The 20,198-nt window shown below is 38.6% G+C and carries 6 protein-coding genes; 2 read left to right on the top strand and 4 right to left on the bottom strand.

Annotation, left to right across the window (positions count from 1 at the left end; all coding sequences use genetic code 11):
- Nucleotides 1–42: 42 nt before the first annotated feature.
- The gene (locus K2X50_03920; protein ID MBX9586385.1) at nucleotides 43–807 is read left to right on the top strand and encodes a glycosyltransferase family 2 protein; all 765 of its coding nucleotides are present in this window, start codon (nucleotides 43–45) and stop codon (nucleotides 805–807) included.
- A gap of 3 nt (nucleotides 808–810) precedes the next feature.
- On the opposite strand, the gene K2X50_03915 is transcribed toward K2X50_03920, so the two are convergent.
- The 3 genes from K2X50_03915 to K2X50_03905 form a co-directional block, all read right to left on the bottom strand.
- Nucleotides 811–1,491, bottom strand: a complete 681-nt coding sequence (locus tag K2X50_03915) for a lipopolysaccharide kinase InaA family protein (GenBank protein MBX9586384.1) — start codon at nucleotides 1,489–1,491, stop codon at nucleotides 811–813.
- 110 nt (nucleotides 1,492–1,601) lie between these two features.
- The gene (locus K2X50_03910) at nucleotides 1,602–5,870 is read right to left on the bottom strand and encodes a hypothetical protein (GenBank protein MBX9586383.1); all 4,269 of its coding nucleotides are present in this window, start codon (nucleotides 5,868–5,870) and stop codon (nucleotides 1,602–1,604) included.
- A 156-nt stretch (nucleotides 5,871–6,026) separates the two neighbouring features.
- A complete protein-coding gene (locus K2X50_03905) occupies nucleotides 6,027–9,998 on the bottom strand; it encodes a patatin-like phospholipase family protein (GenBank protein ID MBX9586382.1) in 3,972 nt (1,323 codons plus the stop codon).
- A 42-nt stretch (nucleotides 9,999–10,040) separates the two neighbouring features.
- On the opposite strand from K2X50_03905, the gene K2X50_03900 reads away from it, so the two are divergent.
- Nucleotides 10,041–10,202: a hypothetical protein gene (locus tag K2X50_03900; GenBank protein ID MBX9586381.1), complete on the top strand. Its 162-nt coding sequence runs from the start codon at nucleotides 10,041–10,043 to the stop codon at nucleotides 10,200–10,202.
- A gap of 200 nt (nucleotides 10,203–10,402) precedes the next feature.
- Here K2X50_03900 and K2X50_03895 read toward each other — a convergent pair whose 3' ends face one another.
- Nucleotides 10,403–20,173, bottom strand: coding sequence for a tetratricopeptide repeat protein (locus tag K2X50_03895; GenBank protein MBX9586380.1), 9,771 nt, complete (start codon nucleotides 20,171–20,173; stop codon nucleotides 10,403–10,405).
- Nucleotides 20,174–20,198: the final 25 nt, after the last annotated feature.

Genomic DNA, 20,198 nt, shown 5'->3' with positions numbered 1-20,198 from the left:
ACTAACACTTAGAGGCTGTGGGTCAAGACAGGAAACTCAACCATGAATCGCATCAGCGTGATACTAATCACTAAAAATGAAGCACATGATCTGCCTGATTGTTTGGCGTCTATCAGTTGGGCGGACGAAATCATTATTTGCGATTCCGGAAGTACCGACGCAACACTGGAAATCGCTCGCCAATATACGCCTCATGTCTTTAGTACAGATTGGCCAGGATTTGGACCTCAAAAAAACCGCGCCTTGTCAAAAGCTACCGGAGAATGGGTGCTTTCCCTTGATGCTGATGAACGCGTTTCTAGTGAATTACGCGATGAAATTAAAAGCCTTCTAAATCGCAATGATGCAGCCGATGCGTATGCTATTCCTCGGCAATCGCTGTATTGCGGCCATAAAATTCGATTCGGAGATTGGCGGGGTGATCGTGTCACACGATTATTTCGTCGAGAAAAAGCGCAATTTACTAATGTGCTTGTGCATGAATCATTACAGGTGAATGGAACCACGTGCTCCGTAAAATCGCCGCTGATTCATCTTGCTTTTAAAGATTTCAATGAAGTGTTGGCTAAAATGGATCAGTACTCTTCTCTTGGTGCTCAACATCAGTTTGCAGCGGGAAAATCAGCGAGTTTTGCTAAAGCCCTCATTCGCTCATTGTGGACATTTTTCCGCGGCTATTTGCTTCGACTAGGATTTCTGGATGGCAAAGCAGGCTTCCAACTCGCTATTTCAAACGCTGAAGGCTGTTACTATCGTTACTTAAAGCTCAGCCATTTGTCGAAGAAGCGTTCCGCTTCTCCCGGTTGAGAATTAGGCCGAATATTGCGTTTTTTCAGCGCTGCGTCTCAATCGATCCCAATCACGGAGTTTTGCTGCATCGAATTTCGATGAAGGCTGACCAAAATAGCGCATGTGATCTAAATCTAGAGCAAGGGGCTGATAATCGACCAGTAAAATATTGTTATATTGCCAATCATCATGTGTAAATCCTGCAGCATGTAGTTTTTCAGTCATGTGATGAATAGCTGCTCGAACTTGTTCACCGTATTCAAAATAATCTGGGCTGGATCGAAAAAAGTGGCTGGCTAAAGTTCCTTCACAATACTCTGTTATGTAATATGCCACGCCCCTTAACGGTCCGACTCGTTGCTCAATGACCGCCACAGGAACAGGGGTCGCAATTCCTGCGCGAAACAAGCCCAGTGCATTACCCCATGACACCATAGCACGACTTGGTAACAAACAACGGCGCAACCAATGACCAAAGCCTTTTACGTTATACCGCTTCACCACCCAATCATGACCCGCTATGTTAATACGCACAACTTTCGTAGTATCACCCGGTTTTTCTTTAAAGGCTGACACTCGATTCGATGTCAAAAAAGAATCTGGGTCACGAAAAAACGCCTGCAGTTCCGGAACATCGTAGCATTCCAGGCAGTAAAGAAACTGACGCCAATTTTTCTTGCCAATAATAGTGAAGCTTTCCATTTATCTACTCTCAAATAAGCATACGTTAGGTGATTCAAACGCTGATTCTACCTAACTTATTCGATAATGAAAGTGATGGAGTGAGTTAAGTCAAAAAACATTAAGCTATACTAATCGAAAGCAACAATTTTCTTTGTTTTATCTTCAAGCCCATGTTCTTCGTATACTTCATCTTCCTCAGCGCAGTCTCTTTGTTCACGGTCATATTCTTCAATTGCCCTTTCCGCTTCAGCATCATCAAGAACTTCCTGAGAGTCATCTGATAGGTTACTTGATTCTCGATTTGATTCAAAAAGAGTTGAAATAAAACTAGAGGGATTGCGATTAAATATCTTGTGATCATTAAAAATGTTTGGAGTAGATGTTAAACTTGTAGGTTCCACATTGTGATTTTCAATGAATATATCAGTAATATTTGATGCATCAATTTGAGAGCATTGTGTAATAGTGTAATCAGCTGTGAGATTTGGCATTATAAACTCAGTAATATTTTTTGCCTTATTATTAGGATCTTTAACTACACCCTCCATTTTACGTATATTTTCTAATTGATCAATAAATGAATAAAAGATGAGGATTGCTTGACCGTCTAGTTGTTTCTTCATCTCAGGCGGGACTTCTAATGGTTTATTATCTAACGTATAGGTATATCCGAATGATTTCCTTTTCTTCAATGGCTTATGTTTCTCTAGCCAAACTTCATAATAACGAATATCAATATAAAATGGCCTTCTTTCGCTATTGCTCATTTTTCTATAAACAGTTATTAAAAAAGCAACTATATCAAAATAAATATGGAATTTAGTATCATTATACTGACTTAATTTATGCTTATCAATTTCAAACAATATAAAATTATTTTCCATAATTATTATTGCTTTATCAATAATACTCAAAGCATGCGACAACTTATCAAGAGCATAAAAACAATGGCTAATAGTTAATAGAATTTCACACATTTCAATTTCATAATGATTAGGCGATTTCATAAAACGATATTTGAGTGCTTTATTTGTATAATGCAAAGCTTTGATATAGAATTCACATTTGTAAACCTTTAATTTTGTATCAGCTCTGTAATTTATTGCTAAAAGATATGATTTTGCCAAATTAAAGTAAGATATAGCAATCAGATTATATGTGTAAGGACACTTAAGTTTTTTTAAAAAAGGGATACATTCAATTTTGTATAAATCGGTAATCTTATATAAATCAAATAATTCAGGAGAATTTAAGGTTCCAGCGTAATTGTTGACACAGGTAGAGAAGTTGACGTAATCTTTTTCTCTTTCAAAATCTTCGAGAAGTATCTGAAATTTTCTATATGATATTTTTATTATATCAATACCTTTATTTTTAGACTTTTTTCTTCTCACATTAGCTCCTCCTCTAAATCTTAATAACCCAAAACCACCAACACCCGCCTCAAACCATATCAAACCCAATCCGCTATTCAATGTGAGTAGATGTGCATCATTATACAAGAGCCCCGATGAATATATTTGAATAGCTTCCTTTTTATATCGCTCAGCTAGATCAAATTGACCCAAACGACGCATTGATTCTGCACAATTAGAAAGCACTATCGCCGTTACATGATGAGAAGTGCCAAATAAATCTTTCGCTTTATAAATAGAATTGTTCAGTGCCTGGGTAGCTTTATCCAGGTCATTAACTCTAGACCATGCTTGACCTAAACAAAGATATAGATACGTTTCCTCTTCAGAGCAATAATCTGAATAATCACTACGCCGTATTATTGATAAAGCTTTTCTACAGACATGTATCGCTTTATCATGTTTCTCTAAATCATAGTAGATCTCAGCTTTTAATTTAAGAGACCTAACATATGACCTTGAGCGAGGCCCCGATTGAGATTTTGTTTGTTTTAATATTTTATTTATTTCTTCTTCAGCTTTATGAAATTTGTAACGATGTATATACACATTTACAAGATTATGCTTATACGTTATTAGAGAATCAGAAGGATACTCTGGAGATCTAAATAATTCAAATTTAACTGCAATATTCCCAGCCAATTCTGCATTAATATAGTCTTCAGCTTTATCAAGCGTTAAACAAAGATTAGATAACATCTCTGACACGCACTTAATTATTTCATGCATCCATTTTTTTCTGGGCAATACCTCTTTAAGATCAAACATTGAACTAAATTCGGTCAATTTTTCTAAAACAATAGGCATCTCATCTTCATACTTTGAATCTTCGATGTAGGGTACTAAAGAGTTCAAAATGTAGAAATCAGAGCACGCTTTCTCACTAAATAAAATGCTTTTTGAAAGAAAACAAATATAATTTATTACAGACCTGTATATTTTGAATTCTTTGGCTGAAAGATCAAAATTGTCTTTTTTTATTATTCTTTCAACTAACTCCTTCATCTTAATGATAAAAAACTCAATTCCTATACCAACCATTATAGTTTTAATATGATTAATAATAGCTAACTTATAGTTTCCAAGCTCTTCATAAACGCATGCCAAATGAGAATAAATTGCTGTTTGTTTTGGGTAAATTCGCGACGCATTTGAATAAACTACAAATGCTCTTTTAAAATCAGCTTTTTTAAAATACGCTCTTCCAAGACAATTTATACACCAAGGTAAAAAGTTATTTTTAGAATTATCATCATCAGTCACATTATTAACAGAATCGTCATTTTCTAATTCTTCAATTATCCCCTGGTTATCTTTTATAAAATATTGCCGAAGGTTTTTAACTAATAGTTCTGAGATTTGATTTTCTAAATAACGAATGAGTTCATCATGTTCATCTTTCATATCAAATATTCTTATTTGAGCAACAGACTCAGAATTTAAAAATGCATCTACATTCGAGAAAGGAAATTCTTCACCTACACTATCAACAAATTCATGCATATATATTTCAAGCGGTAATAAAGTTTTAAATATAGACGATATCGATTCTTCACTATATCCAGAATAATTTACAACAAGATCATCGCATTGAGAATTATTTTCTAGGTATACAACCGTTCTCAGCATGGTACATGTCGAAACAATAGATATTAGGTAATAATATGCTATTTTACTAATCAATTCTTTTTCATACATTTCACGAAGTCTTGCCCAAGAGCTAGCTGAACTTAGGTTATAGTATATTGCGAGTAAATCGATTAACATATTAGGTAATCGATATAATCCATACTTAACGTTTAATACACGACCTTGATCTTCTAGCTTTCCTAGTGATACTCGAAATCTAGCTAACACCACATTCATAGAATCAAATAAAAAGCTTCTGTAATCAACTGTATTAATAAGGGCATTCTTTATTCGGATGAAATCTACTACAATGCTTGAACCAAACTTAGTCGAGTATATAATATTTTCGGAGCTTAATGTGTTTAGTATCGTCCAAAGAGTAGAATTTCGTTTTATGAAGTCAATACTGAGATACCGACTTATCTCATCTGGCGTTCCAATTAACTCATGCTCACCTTTTTTACCCAAAGGAGTATTTTTACCAGGGTCAAACGTAAAACCCTTTGGGATACTTTGATCGAAAGTAAAATCAACACCTGGAGGAAAATCACTCATCTCTCCCCTAATGCGGGTTTCACCGAGATTTGCTATCTTGATATAAAGGTATTCTGTTATGATACGAAAATAATGCTTTATATTTATATCTTCTTCACCCTCATTTCTTTCATATAATATCGCAAATTCTAGATCAGAGTAAGGCGTCATTTCACCTCTGGCAGTAGATCCTAACGGTATAATTGCAAATTCACAGTGGGGACGCCAAAAAAATGGCAAAACCTGATTAATAATAATATCCCTAAGAAAATCTCTAAATAATGAGCTGATTTCTGAGTGGATCTTTTCAGAAGCATATGAATCTATTTGCCCTTTATTGAAAATATGTTTGAAGAGTTTTGTTTTTTGAGCTACATAACTCCTTATCAAGCTAATCCTATGTCTATTAAGTTTATTTTCATCAAGACATTGTTGTAAATTTTTTATAGCGTGAGAACTTTTTGATAAATTTATTTTGATAAATTCCATTTCTTGAGCAGCTATCTTTTTCTCTGCCTCTAATTTTTCAGCAGGATATTTACATGCTACAGTATTTAATAATAATACAACCTTTCTTATAGTTCTTGAATTTGTTTCTGTTTGTGAACAAGTCGATTGGTTGTGCTTTGCGACATAATCTAAATAAATCTGAGCAATATTATGGATTTCGGGTAGCGAAGAGTCCTTATTTAAGATAGCGTTTATAACCTTTTGATCTTCAGGATAACTAGAATCATCGGACTCAACATTTTTTTTGGTGTTTTTTATTAGGGCAGGCGAATCTTCCTCTTCTTTGCCTTTTTCGTTTTTATCCTGCAACTCGCCTCCCTCCGCAATGATGTAAATTTTCTATGATTATCTAATTATATAAGATTTTATCTCATATTTTCTTCGCAAAAAAACAGGCCCTCTGTTATAAAAAAAATTAACTCCACTCAAGTTACCAAATAAATTTCCATTATAAACTTATTCACATCAAAATTTATTTTTCAATTCCTCTCTTTCTTCATCGGTAGGCTCTTCTGATGATTTCTTGACCACTTCATTTCCACTCAATATCGGCGAGTCTCTTAAGACGCGAGGTGATGATAACTTGCCAATTTGGATTAGTAATGCATCGGCCTCTTCTAATTGAGTAGATTTAATCTCTTGACGAATGGAAGAACATAATTGTGCTTTCTCACGTGCTCTTTTTAAATCACCTTTCTCTAATGCGATTATCGCTAACCCATACGCTGCATCTGCTAGTGGAAAGTTTCTTTTCCCAGAGCCACTATTTTTAGCGATTTCTAAATCATAGGCTGTTTGAAATGACCGGGTTGCTTTTTCCAAATCCCGATGTGGATTTTTTTTATTCAAATATACTTGCCCCAAGACATTATAATTTTCAGCTTCATGCTCGTACCTTTCTTCTTTGACAGCCAATACATTTAACAGATAATGTTCTGCTTGTTGAAAGTATTCGCCTGGTGTTTCAAGTCGTTCTCCTAACGTAATGCAAACTAAAGCTAATTTCCGGTTACATACTCGCAAGTTAAATGGATCTTTATCAAATTCTCGTGATGGGGATCCATCATCAGTCAAATAGCTTTTACTATCACTCAGTAATGCCTTATAGTCTGCCAATAAACTTAATAATTCCTCTATACCTGCATGCGCTCGCTTATCCGAACGCAAGGACAACAATCCACGTTTTGATAGGAAATAATAATCGGGGCAATGTCCTGTCTTTTGTTCAATCACAGAACATAGCGACTTACATCGCTGATAATAATCAGCCTTTGTAAGGACAGAAGTGGATGGCAATCTACTACGCCCTAAAATATAAAACATCGCAGCGTAATAGTGCGGCCAAACTGAATCTACTAGAGATAGTTTTTTGTAGATAATTTCTGGACTGTCATGCAAAATGTCTAATTTACTGAACATGCCTAATTTATCGATAACTGACATGGCGTCTTTAGGCACTTGTGATTTATTACTGCCCATCGAGTCATACATAAAACATCGTGTTTTATAAAGTGGTATTAGAACATTTATAAGTGCTAAATCATTTATCTTCTCAAAATCATTGCACAGACATAACAGTGCATCCACATGAGGTAGAAAACATAAATTTTCTCCGAACCGCTTTTCTTCAATCATATCCTTGTTAGTAAAATGATTTGATAAGAGTCTGGCGGCTGTTTTTAGTGCCATACTTTGTTTTTGATGATATCGAGACGATAAAAAGAAAGGGTCTGCCAGGGACCATTCATTATTGACTAAACTACGCGTAACCTTATGCATACGGATGGCGGAGTCAGCACCTGCAGACAAAGGTATTAAAAGTGAGCCACTATTACGGATAAGCTGATTTAAATAAATTTTACAATATTCATTACTGAACTCTGGATGTAGGGACTTTATATAATCCAACAATAATATCATTGGTATATGTGACACATGGAGTTTGCTGGACAAAAATATCAACCCCAAAACCTCATCAGCTTCACCACTATCCACATTCGCTATTGAATTAAGGCTGAGCAAAGTTGCTGCGATAGTTCCACCTCGATAGTTTACTTGTTGCGAAAGTGTAGCAAATTCTCTAGTTAATTGTTTTTTAGAAGATGTAAAAAGCGTTAAAAAATCACTGAGTGAACTAGCTTCCCTGCGAATAAATTCACCCGCCAATGCTATACTGAGAGGAACATGCTCTAATGCTTCTAAGACGTGTTGAGCTTCTCTGTAGGTATATTTACGGCTGCTTCGCTTATTCAGTAGGTCAATTGCTTCACCGGAAAGCATTCCCTCATTGAGATTGATGTTTTCCATTTGAAGACCTCGGGTATTTTTCAGAGAATTTTGTGTTGTTACCCAAAGATAACCGTTGGTGGTAGCTTTGGGAATATAGTCACTAATGTGTATATCACCCTTGGAAGCACTTGAGTCATTATGACCTACGTTATCAAACACCCAAAGAAAATTAGGAAATTGCGTTAATTTATTGTGTGTGTCATGAATAGCATCCAAGGAAGCTACGTGCGGGCTCGCTTGATTCTTTACGGCAAGAGGCAGTTCACGGAAACTATTCCACAATGTGCCTGAATTGGTCGCATCAAAAATCCATACATGTAGCCTGCTTGATTCACTGAGTTGTTCCATTCGCCATGTGTGCCAAAAATGCTCCTCCATATACTGGTGAGCCATATGGTAGGCAAGCTCACTTTTGCCCATACCACTCATCCCTTCGATCGAGATTCCCATTAGGTGTTTATCGTGATTATTTTTTAAAGGGTAAAAAGTACTGAGCAACTTTGATTCATGGTGCGTGTTAACATAGCAAATGTTGGGCGAATAGTCATCAAGATTACTATGCTCAGCATAGCGTTTTAGATAAATTTTAATCTTATTTTTGTTTGCTTTGTCTTCACCCAATTGATATTTGTGTAATTCTTTTCCTCGACTCTCCAGGTATAATGTTGTGCCATCATAACCTGATTGCATCAACTCGATTTGTTTATCATTAGAAAGGTTGAAGTCAATCAGACTCACACCCCGAGTGTCAACAATAACATGGCGAGGAATTTCATTAGGGTCACCAACGACAGCTTCCGCTAGTTGTCTATCCATATAATGAGATTTTTCTTTTGCGCGATCACCATCTTTATATTTTTTTTGATAATAGGTGACTTTAGCATTATGCCACAACCATCCTAACCTACTCATCTTACTTGCACGTTTATCAACCAAGACAAAACCTAATGTCTCATGATTTTTAACTTCTTCTTTTGGTGATTTCTTTGGATCGGGGAAGGTCAAGTACTGCTGCTGATCAAATAACCGATATTTATAATTTTCCAAGTTACCACCATCACTACCGATAGGGTCTCCTTTAATGATATTTCCTTTATCGTCCTTATATCCTAATTTGCCGTGCGTAAACGCATACTGTATTGACATCGACACACGCACTGAATCAGCAATAATTAAATCTTTGTCATATAACGTAGGATCCTCATTAGCATAATAATCTAATACCTCGCTCGTGCTGATTCTTTGATATAACTTACCTGAAACTGGAGCGTTGTGAGCCTCTACCACATACAGGTGTTTATAATGCTTTTCTTTACGATGACTTTCTGCTTCAATCAGTTCAGTGAGCTGTCCATAGGTTAAATTATTGTATTTTTCTCTCAGTACAATGGACTCTTTTTCACGATCTACATTTGGTTGAGTATTACAGCGATGCGCTAATTCAATTTCAACGACTTTCTCAGTCAGTAATGAATTTAACCAATCTCTAAAATATTCACCATCTGACAATCCTTGATTATTGTAAGCTTTAGAGAACAATTTAAATGTCTGCACTGGATGCTGCAATCCTGCTTTTATTGTTCGTAACTTTGGAAATGAGAAATAACGCCCCCCGGGTGCTTGATATGCAGTAAGTAATGAAGCCACGACTTCTTTTTCGTTTGGCTCAAGATTACTGGTTAAAAATGATAACATGATTTGAGTGGATATTTTTTCGCGTATTTCACCTGAATGGTAGCCTGCTGCAATCAGCGCAGCGGTGATCGCACCGGCGGAACTACCTCCCACACGCTTGACATCTGGCAGATATCGGCCTTGGTTGTTTTCAAGAGCCTCAAGTACGCCTTTGAACGCAATTCCCTTGGGCCCGCCACCTTTGAAGACCAGGTTAGTAATACGTAATTGGCTGTCTGCACTTAAAGAATCCGAATTATCAGTCTGATTTTCGGTTGATTCTGCCGCCGAATTTGCGAATCCTAAGATTCCTGAAAAGAAGAAAAAGTAGGCTACGGATGTAAATGATTTTTTTTGTAAATGCCCACCACGCATTATCTCTGAACCCAACGTTGATTGTTGTAAGGGACGGCGATAATGACTGAGGAAGCTTAAATGTGGTCGAGTCGAGAATATACGCGTCATTTTTTTCATTGGAAAATCCTTACCTTAATTTAAAATTACACCATAAATACTATGGAAGCAGTGTTTCAAGCCATTGGTAATGTGTATTTTCCGCTACAAAATTTAGTTGCTAGTGCCATAGCAGCAAAACTTCATTCAGTGCTGAGCCTTTATACTATTATTTTTAGAGCATGTCAAAATATTCCAGCCAACGCCAACATCTTCGCTGAATAGTCACTAATTGCTTGGTCGATAAGTTTATTACTTTATGATGCTAGTATTTTTCTCATTAGTTGATTAATAAACCACTTGTAACTTTTTAGCATCAAGTTAATAAATTATCTTTTTCAGTCCCGGTGCACTCCGTTCTTTTTTAGCCCTGCGATAATGCGTTCATCCTTCGTTTCCATAAATCTCTCCTAACAAGTTGAATATTACAGATTTGGATTTAGTGATATTTCAATTTCCTCATTCTTTGAATTTGTTTTGTTTGGCGCTTTACTAGCTAATATCGGCGAGTCTCTTAATACACGTGGTGATGATGGTTTGTCTATTTGGGTGAGTAATGCATTAGCCTCTTCCAATTGATCAGACTTTATCTCTTTTCGCATGGAGATACACAGCTCTGCTTTTTCTCGGGCTGTTTTTATATCACCTTTTTCTAATGCAATAACTGCTAATCCATACGCTGCATCTGCCAAAACGAAATCTCGCTTGCCTAGACCTCCATTTTTTGCAGATTCTTGATCATAGACTTGTTGAAAATAGCGCTCTGCCTTGGCAATATCTCGGTCTGGATTGTGTTTATGGCAATACAGCATTCCCAATGTGTTTTCATATTCCCCACCTTGTTCATACTGCATTCCCTCACCACGAGCAGCCAATAAATAGGTTTGTGCTTTTTTAAAATAATCACCCATCTTTGTTGCAGCGACTTTCCCTGCCAGTACCATACACACCATCGCCAATCTTCGAGCACATACACGCTGATTGAATAAATCTGTTTGAAAATTTTCTATCTCGTTGTGGTCGGTTAAGTAGGATTTATCATCGAGTAGCAAATGCTCGTAAGCTTCTATTAATTCCTTTAATTCAAACACACTGGCCTCTTTGTGTGCGTTAAAACGTAATGATAATAATGAGCGTTCGGATAAATAGCGATAATGAGGGCAACGTCTAGTTCTATGTTCAATTACATCAGAAATAGAGATACATTCTTGAAAATACTTCTCCGCTACACTGATAGGTGATGTCGATACTGGATGCACTGCAGTGCGGCCGAGGATGTACATAATGGCAACGTAATAACGTGGCCATCTGAAGTTCAATGAGGCCAATTGCGTAGTGCGATGTTCGGGTGTATCGATTAATACATCGATTTTAGCGCGTTTGAGTAATGTACTTCGTAATCGCGTCGCCATGGGTGGAACTAAACTTCGCTTCTCACCAAGGGATAATTGCATAAAACAGCGACTTATATAAAGTGGCAAGAGAGCGTTGAGTAATTCATTATCGCCAATCAATTCTAATTTAGGACAGTGAGCCAATAAAGCATCGACGTGAGGCAGTAAGGCTTCATTACAATTAAATACTACGCGCTCTGTCATTGCTTTGTCAGTAAAGCGCTGAGATAAAATAGCAGCGGCTGCAAATATAGCATCGCGTTGTCTTTTTTGGTGCTGAGCTGATTGATAAAGTGGCTCATCCAATGACCATGCATTATTGATCACAATCCGAGTGACAGGATGCAAACAGTAGTTACCCTCACCATCTGATTGAATGAGAGCTTCGCTTGCCTGGATCACAGTACACAGCATGGATTGATTTGTTTCATTGCTGGCATCGGAGAATTTTAGTTGCAGGTAATCTAATAGTAATTCTTCGGGAATACTTTGAATATTGAGGGCACTGCAGAAATATAATAGGTCGAGTGTCGTTGTATGGATAGGATTTGCTGACTGATAAAGCTGAGATAATACGCATCGCTCAATCGCAGCTTGTGAACCTGCAACTAATCTTGGATGCAGTCGCTGTAGTTTTTCATCGGCAAGTAATTTCTTTCGCAGTTCCTCTTCATAGTGTTTTGTTTTATCTGGGTTGGCTTGAATGAGTTTTTTGACTTTTGCTAATAGTTTTGCTTTTTTCGATGGGTAGGATTGTTTATCCGCCTTTTGCTGGATTTGGAAACCGCGAAATAACTTCTGCGCTGCCTCTAGCTGATTAGAAACACAATACACTTTAATCAAGAGATAATGCGCTAAATAATACGCCTTGAATGAGAGCTTGTTTTCTTGATCAAGCAGGCACTGTAAATATTGATCAAGCGTGAATCTTTCAATCAGACCATAACTAAGCATTTTGTCAAGCTGCTTTAAATCAATGGCTTGCTGCAAAAGCGTAATGACTTTATTACTACCTAAGTAATCTCTGTTTTTCCATAGAAATTGAGCATACTCCGTACAAACACCTGCCTTGCCATCAAGTTGTATTGCCCGTTCAAAATAGCCTTCGGCTTCTTTGATATATTTCATTGCCTGCCCGTCTTCACCTTTGCTCTGTTCGATGCATGCCCGCACATGGATAAGACAGGCCAAATTATGATGGGCATGTACATTGTCCGGTGCTAATCGAATCAGAATACGGTAACTTTCTAAAGCTGCGGTCAATTTATTTTTTCCGTAACACTTGTTTGCCAAGTCTTGATGCGTCTTAGGATCTAGCACTGCCTTATGATCTTGAGAAGGAAATACTTGCGAGTAACATACACTCGCAGATTTAGTATCCATCGGTTCTTTCAGCAGATAGAAGTTGACTTCTCGAAGATAAGACTCTTCTCGAAAACTTTTAGTATCTTTTAGCGTGTGGTGTTCAGCTAGCTCATAAACTTTGATGGCCGCATCAAATAACCTACGTGCCTCCATATAGCGTTGTTGCTCTACAAATACTAGGGCCTGATAACACTTCATATGAGCTACAAAGAGATGATTAGGGTCGAGAGTAGCAAACATCCCTTCAGCTTTAGTAAACGCCTCGATTGCCTTGGGATACTGAATCTGATCTAAATACACTCTCCCTAAAATAAAGAGTACCTCAGCAACGGAGGGGTGCTCGGAGCTTTGGTGAGTGTTTGTTCTAATCTGTATTGCCTTCTCAAGCAGCGCGATCGCCTCGGGATATCGGAATTGTGCCTGATACACACCCCCTAAATTAATCAGTACACTGGAAACACTGAAATGATCAGGGCCTAGAGTGTCTATCATAATCTGTTTCGACTCCTCCAATGCTGCTAGCGCCTTGAGATACCGGGATTGCGACTGATATACCTTCCCTAAATTATTCATCGCAATAGCAAAAGTGATATGTGTAGGACCATAGATGGCTTTCACAATCCGTATCACCTCCTCAAACATCTCGGCCGACTCGCGATTCCGAGCAAGTGATTTATACACCATCCCTAAATTAGTCAGTGTAGGGACAAGAGAGGAATGCCCTGGGCCGTGAATGGCTATTTCTATCCGTTTTGACTCCTCCAGTGCTGCTAGTGCCTCGAGATAACGGGCTTGTGCTTGATACACAATCCCTAAATTATTCAGCGTACTGCTAACAGAAAGATGCTTTGGGCCGTAAGTGGCTATTTTGATTCGTTTCGACTCCTCCAGTGCAACTAGCGCCTTGGAACACAAGGATTGCGCTTGATACACCATCCCTAAGTTATTGAGCGTATCAGCGACGGAGTGATGCTCAGGACCGTGGATGGCTATTTTGATTCGTTTCGCTTTTTCAAACACGTCGACTGCCTTGGAATACAAGGATTGCGCTTGATACACAATCCCTAAGTTAATGAGCACATCGGCCATGGAGAGATGCTCAGAACCGTGAACGGCTTTTATGATTCGTTTCGCCTCCTTACACACTTCTATTGCCTGAGGATATTGGGCAACTTCTTGATATACATTCCCTAATTCGAGCAGTACTTGAGCAACAGAGGGATGCTTGGAGCCATGAGTGTCTATTCTGACCCGTTTCCCCTCCTCAAACGCCACGATCGCCTCAGGATACCGGTATTGTGCTTTATACACACCCCCTAAATTAATCAACACATCAGCAACGAAGTGAGGCTTGACGCCACGGGCAGCTACCACTGCCCGTTTCGCCTCCTCGTAGGCCAACGCTGCTTTGGAGTAATTCAACAATAAGAAATGCACTTCTCCTCTCATAAAGTCTCGCATATCGCCGTAGTCCCATTTCAAAGCAGCTTTGGTCCCACGTTTTTCAATAAACGATAGCGTTCTATCTTCAAGTTCGATTAGCTCTGAATAAATCTGTATCAGTAGCGTCTCATCAACCTCCAGATATTTTTGGACCGCAGCTTGATTTTTCTCTGGATTTTGTGGATCGAACATCAAGATATGATCATCTCGATATCCTTTTTTTAAATACGCTTTTAGTCTCAATCCCAAGACTTGAGAGATTGCCCGTTTAAGGGCCTTTGATTTATCAGGGAAATTCACAACGCCATCTTTTCCAAAAATATTCTCTACTCGATCCCACAGATTCGTTGACTGAATACCAAAATAGCTCGCTATATGATCAATCAGCATGTTCGGCAATCGATACAGATGGTACTTCGCGTCAAAATAATGCATCTCTTTACCGAAGTAGCCACCTTTAAATTCAAAACGTTTAACGCTTTCAGCTAGGTAAGTGAGTGAACGTTGTTGAATCAGTGTCTTCTGGGGATTAGACTCAATATTAGAGTTCCAGATAACTCTCATATTCTCTTCATAGTGTTGCACTAAATAGTCAATAGTTTCCGACGAATTTGAGGGTAACCCATTGGCAGAATTATTAAACCTTTTAATAATTTTGGAAAACTTCAATTTTCTGATTCTTGACACTAAAGTATTCCTCACAACAGGCACCGCTGCTAATTTGACGGTGTTACAGATAATGGGTGCAACCGTCGATAATACCGTACAGAAACCTCTTTTTGTTTCCCATCGCTCAGTTTGAAATTGCGCTAATTCTTCCGGGGTTCCTATGAGCTCGTACTCACCGTCTTTAATTTTTTGAATTTGCGTGGCTTTTTCTCCCTTATTTAACAAACTGTTCTGCTCGATCGCCCGGATTTTGCTGGCTGTATGATGACGATTTCCTAATGGTGTATGACAACCACTCATCATTTGTCCATCAAATGAAAATCCCTTTTTACACGGACTTTCTGACTCATCAAACCAATTTAATTCTTCTATATCCATCATTCGTGCTGTTGTCTCACCTAAATTAATGACTTTGATCCATAGCAATTCTGATAGTCGTCGAAAATTGTTTTTGTATTTTGGATTTTCGATTAATATAGCCCATTCAAAATCAGAATAAGGCGTGGCTTCTTCACGCGCTAATGATCCCAAAGTAATTATGGAATACACACAATCATTGGGTAGAGGTAATATTTTAAAACACGATTCAATCATGTCTTTTACCATTAATTTTAATTCTGCGGCGATGGTTTTATAGATCGATTGAATTTCGGGTGAACCAAATTCCACTTTTTCTAACGCTGCTTTAGCTTCAGCGCGAATGTTTTGTAATCTTCTTTTCCAATACTCAATTTCTTGTTCGTACGAAGACGAATTTTGATGAATGGGTTTGCCACCTGATCTTTCAATCATGACTTTCTCTATAGCCTGTATTTTTTCGAGCAGCTTTTTATTTGTCTGATCGTCATTGACAAATTGTGCACTTGATAGCGCTAAATTATAGAGTGATATCGCTTTGAGTGCTGTGCGATGACAGATTAATAAATTATCTTTTTGTGTCTCTGATTGTTCTACAAAATTATCACCAAGTGCCTCAAAACCCGCTGCTAATCGACGAGACTTTTCTGGCTCTTGTGCATCCCGTGCTTCCTTTAGCTTTGTGATAATGCTTTCATCATTAGTTTCCATCTTGAATTCCATAGTTTCCTCGCCCCTTGAAATTTCCCGGTTGTGTTTATCAATATTGAGATCAGTTACATTTGTTTGCTTGACCATAATTTTTAAAATAGGTACAAAATGAAGATTACATACAGCGATATGAAGTAATGTTTCCTCTTTCCAATCAATTTTATCTTCTTCGACGTTTTTCAAACCAGCCTCATCTACGAGATTGTGACTTACGATAAATTTTTGCGTTTTATTGGTTTCATCATCGGGATTTTCTCTAACTTCGATCACATGAAGCTTAATACCCAGTTTCTCACTCAATATTCGCCCATCTATATGCTGCTCGCCCCAAATAGCTAATTTATCATCTCCTACACCCTCCCCCGCTTCTCTTTCTTCTACCGTGTATCGGACATTAGCAAGATAGTCATGATATTTTCTGGTATCGTAATTGAAAGCCTTCGCTATCCAATTTTCAGGATGTTGTGGATTCCCATTACAGCGCTTATCCAACGCAACAGCGTATTCATGACACAAAAGCCTGAGGGATTTAATAGTATACTCATTTTTCCCTGACCGTTCATATAATTCTTGTGCACACGAATCATAGAAGCAATCTCCTTTACCTTTGGCTTCGCTTAATCTGAATCCCTCGGGAATCGCTTTATCAAAAAATGCTTTTTGTTCACTAGCGTTCTTTTTTTCATGTGTAAAAAGACCATGCCGTCCAAATATTTCTTCAACACTACCCTTTTGATTCTCTGATGATGTAGATACCCGTGACACAGTTTTTTGAACACTCTCAATTTTCTTATTCACTGCTTCTCCATCATATTTCAGTGAATCTTTAAACAAGCGTGGTGACTGCGACGACGGTCGAACTGGCTGTTTAGACTCACGAATTTGAGATAAAATGACTCGCTTAATCTCTGCCTTCGAACACTCAACTAGTCTTGCGTGAAGACGCTGTTGTTTTTCATTAGCAAGTGATTGCTGTCGTAATTGCTCTTCATAGTGTTTCGTTTTATCAGGATCAGCTTCCATCAGATCACTGAATTGTGCGCATAACGCTATTTGAGTGATTTCATACGCTTCCTCATCCTCCTTTACCTGGGCTTGGAAATCGCGGCATAAAGCCCGCGCTGCGGGTAGCTGATCCATCGCACAGTAAACTTGAATCAACAGATAATGTGCTAAATGATATGCTTTAAATGACAAGTGATTTTCTTGATCCAGGAGGATCTGCATATACTGATCTACGACGGATCTTTCCATCCGTCCATAACTCAACCTTTTGTCTAGCTGCTTCAAAGCAATGGCTTGCTGCAGCAGTGCAATGATTTTTTTATTGCCGTAAAAGTCTCGGTTTTTCCAAAGAAAGAGGGCATACTCGGTACAAACTCCTGCATCAGTACAAACTTCTTCATGAGAAGTAAGTTGAATCGCTCGTTCAAAATAGCCTTCGGCTTCTTTGATATAATCCAAAGCCAGCTTGACCTCACCTTTGCTCAGTTCGATGCAGGCCCGTGCATGAATAATACAGGCCAAATTATGATAGGCTGACGCATTGCCGAGCCCTAGTCGGATCAGAATGCTGTAATGTTCTAGGGCTGGGGTTAATTGACCCATATCGTAGAACTTCCTTGCCAAAGCTTCATGAATCTTGGGACTCTCCGGACTGTCCGGATCTAGTGAGGAATCCACGTGCTGGTAGCAACTGCTTGCACGATGGCTATCCATATCCTTTTGCAGCATGAAGACATTACCTTCTCGAATATAAGAAATCATTATATGATTATTCGTTATTTCTTGATTAGGGTGTTGAGCGCGCTTATAAACAATGAGGGCCGCTTTAAATAAGGCACGTGCTTCCTCATAGAGCCCTTGCTCGATGAGTATAAGACCCTTATTACACAGTGTCTCAGCAATGTATGGATGCTCAGGACTGAGGGTGGTTAACATTATCCGCTTCGCCTCCTCAAACACCGCAATCGCCTCGCGATACCGGGCTTGTAATTTATACACAACCCCTAAATTATTCAGCGTTACAGCAACAGAAGGATGCTTGGGCCCTAGAGAGGCTATCTTTATTCGTTTCGCCTCCTCATACGCCGCGGCTGCCTCACGACACCGGCCTTGTGCAGAATACACCGCCCCTATATTATTCAGCGTCTCGGCAACACCGAGATGCTCGTGGTTGAATGTAGCTATCGTTATCCGTTTCGCCTCCTCAAACGCCGCAAGCGCCTTGGAGTATCTGCATTCTGCTCGATACACCACTCCTAAATTGTTCAGTGGACTGGCAACGCCGACATAATCGGGGCCGTGTATGGCTATCATAATCCTTTTCGATTCTTCAAAAGCTGTGATCCCCTCGGGATACCGCCTTTGTGCTTCATACACAACGCCTAAATTATTTAGCGTCTCGGCAACGGACAGATGTTCAGGGCCGTAAGTGCCTATCGTTATCCGTTTCGACTCCTCATACGCTACGATTGCTTCACTGTTCCGGTCTTGCAAATGATATATCATCCCTAAATTATTCAGCGTCCCGGCAACACGGTTATCCTCGATGCTATGAGTGGCTATCATAACTCGTTTGGCCTTCTCAAACGCCACTGCTGCTTTGGGATAATTCAACAATAAGCGATGGACTTCTCCCCGCATAAAATCAGTCACATCGCCATAACGCTGTGCTAAAGCAGCTGATGCTCCTCTTTCTTCAATAAACGATTCCATTCGCCATTGAAGCTCAATTAACTCTGAGTAAATTTGTAGCAGTATAGTCTCATCCACCCCTATGTATTTTTTCACAGCGACTTCATTTTTCTCGGGACTCTCTGAATCGAACATTATGACGTGATCGTCTCGATATCTTTTTTTTAAATAGGCTCGTAATCTCAACCCTAACACTTGGGAGACCACTTGTTTGAGGGCCACTGATTTCTCTGGGAAATGCACTATGCCGGCTTCTCCAAAAATTCCCTCTAGCCGGTCCCACAGATTCTTAGGCTGGATACTAAAATAACTAGAAGCATGATCGATCAGCATATTCGGCAATCGATAAAGATGATACTTTGCGTCAAAATAATGAGTCTCTTTTCCAAAATGCCCCCCTTGGAATTTAAAACGTTCAATACTTTCATTTAAGTAAGTGAGTGAGCGTTGTTGAATGAGTGTATGGTTACTGTCACCCCCAAACGGGAAGTTCCATATCTTAGCCATATGTTTTTCATAGTCTTGCACTAAATGATCGTTGTTACTGATAATTGGAGCTACAGTCGATAGTACAGTACAGAAACCTCGCTTTGTTCCCCATCGTTGCGTTTGAAACTGCGCCAATTCTTCTTGAGTGCCGATAAGTTCATATTCACCCTCTTTAATCTTTTGAATCTGACTTGCTTTTTCTTCAGTGCTTAATATGGTACTCTGTTGGATCGTTCTGATTTTATTTAGCGTATGATGTTTATTTCCAAGTGGCGTATGGCAACCCGAGAGCATCTGCCCATCAAATGAAAATCCTTTTCGGCAGGGACTATCCGATTCAGAAAACCAATCCAATTCGACGATATCCATCATACGTGCCGTTGTCTCGCCTAAATTGATGACTTTGATCCAAAGTAATTCCGTTAATCGTCGAAAATACTCTTTGTGATTTGGATTTTCGATTAATATTGCCCATTCAAAATCAGAATAAGGGGTCGCTTCTTCACGCGCCAATGATCCCAAGGTTATAATGGAATAAACACAATCATTGGGTAGAGGTAAGATTTTAAAAAACGATTCAATCATGTCTTTTACCAGCAATTTTAATCCTGCCGCGATGGTTTTATAAATTGTTTGAACTTCGGGTGAACCAAGGTCTACTTTTTCTAAAGTTGCTTTAGCTTCAGAGCGGATACTATGCAATTTTTTTTTCCAGCCTTCTATTTCTTGCTCATACAATGCCAAACTTTGATAAATGGGTTTACCACCTGATCTCTCGATTATAGCATTCTCAATCGCATGTATTTTTTCAAGCAGCTTTTTGATCGTCTGATCATCACTGATCAATTGTGCGCTCGCCAGTGCTAAATTATAAAGTGATATCGCTTTGAGCGCCGTGCGATGACAAGTTAATAAATCATCTATTTGTGTCTCAGATTGTTCGACAAAATAATCGCCAAGCCTTTCAAAATTCGCTGCAAATTGACGAGATTTTTCTGGCTCTTGTGCATCACGTGCTTTTTTTAACTCAACGATAATGCGTTCAATTTTGGCTTCCATCTTGATTTCCATAACTTTCTCCTATTGAATTGAGATG

It is taken from the genome of Gammaproteobacteria bacterium, from assembly GCA_019748175.1.
In the GTDB taxonomy this organism is placed as follows: domain Bacteria; phylum Pseudomonadota; class Gammaproteobacteria; order JAIEPX01; family JAIEPX01; genus JAIEPX01.
The sequence above is the reverse complement of the archived record's forward strand: the minus strand, read 5'-3'. Positions and strand labels throughout refer to the sequence as shown.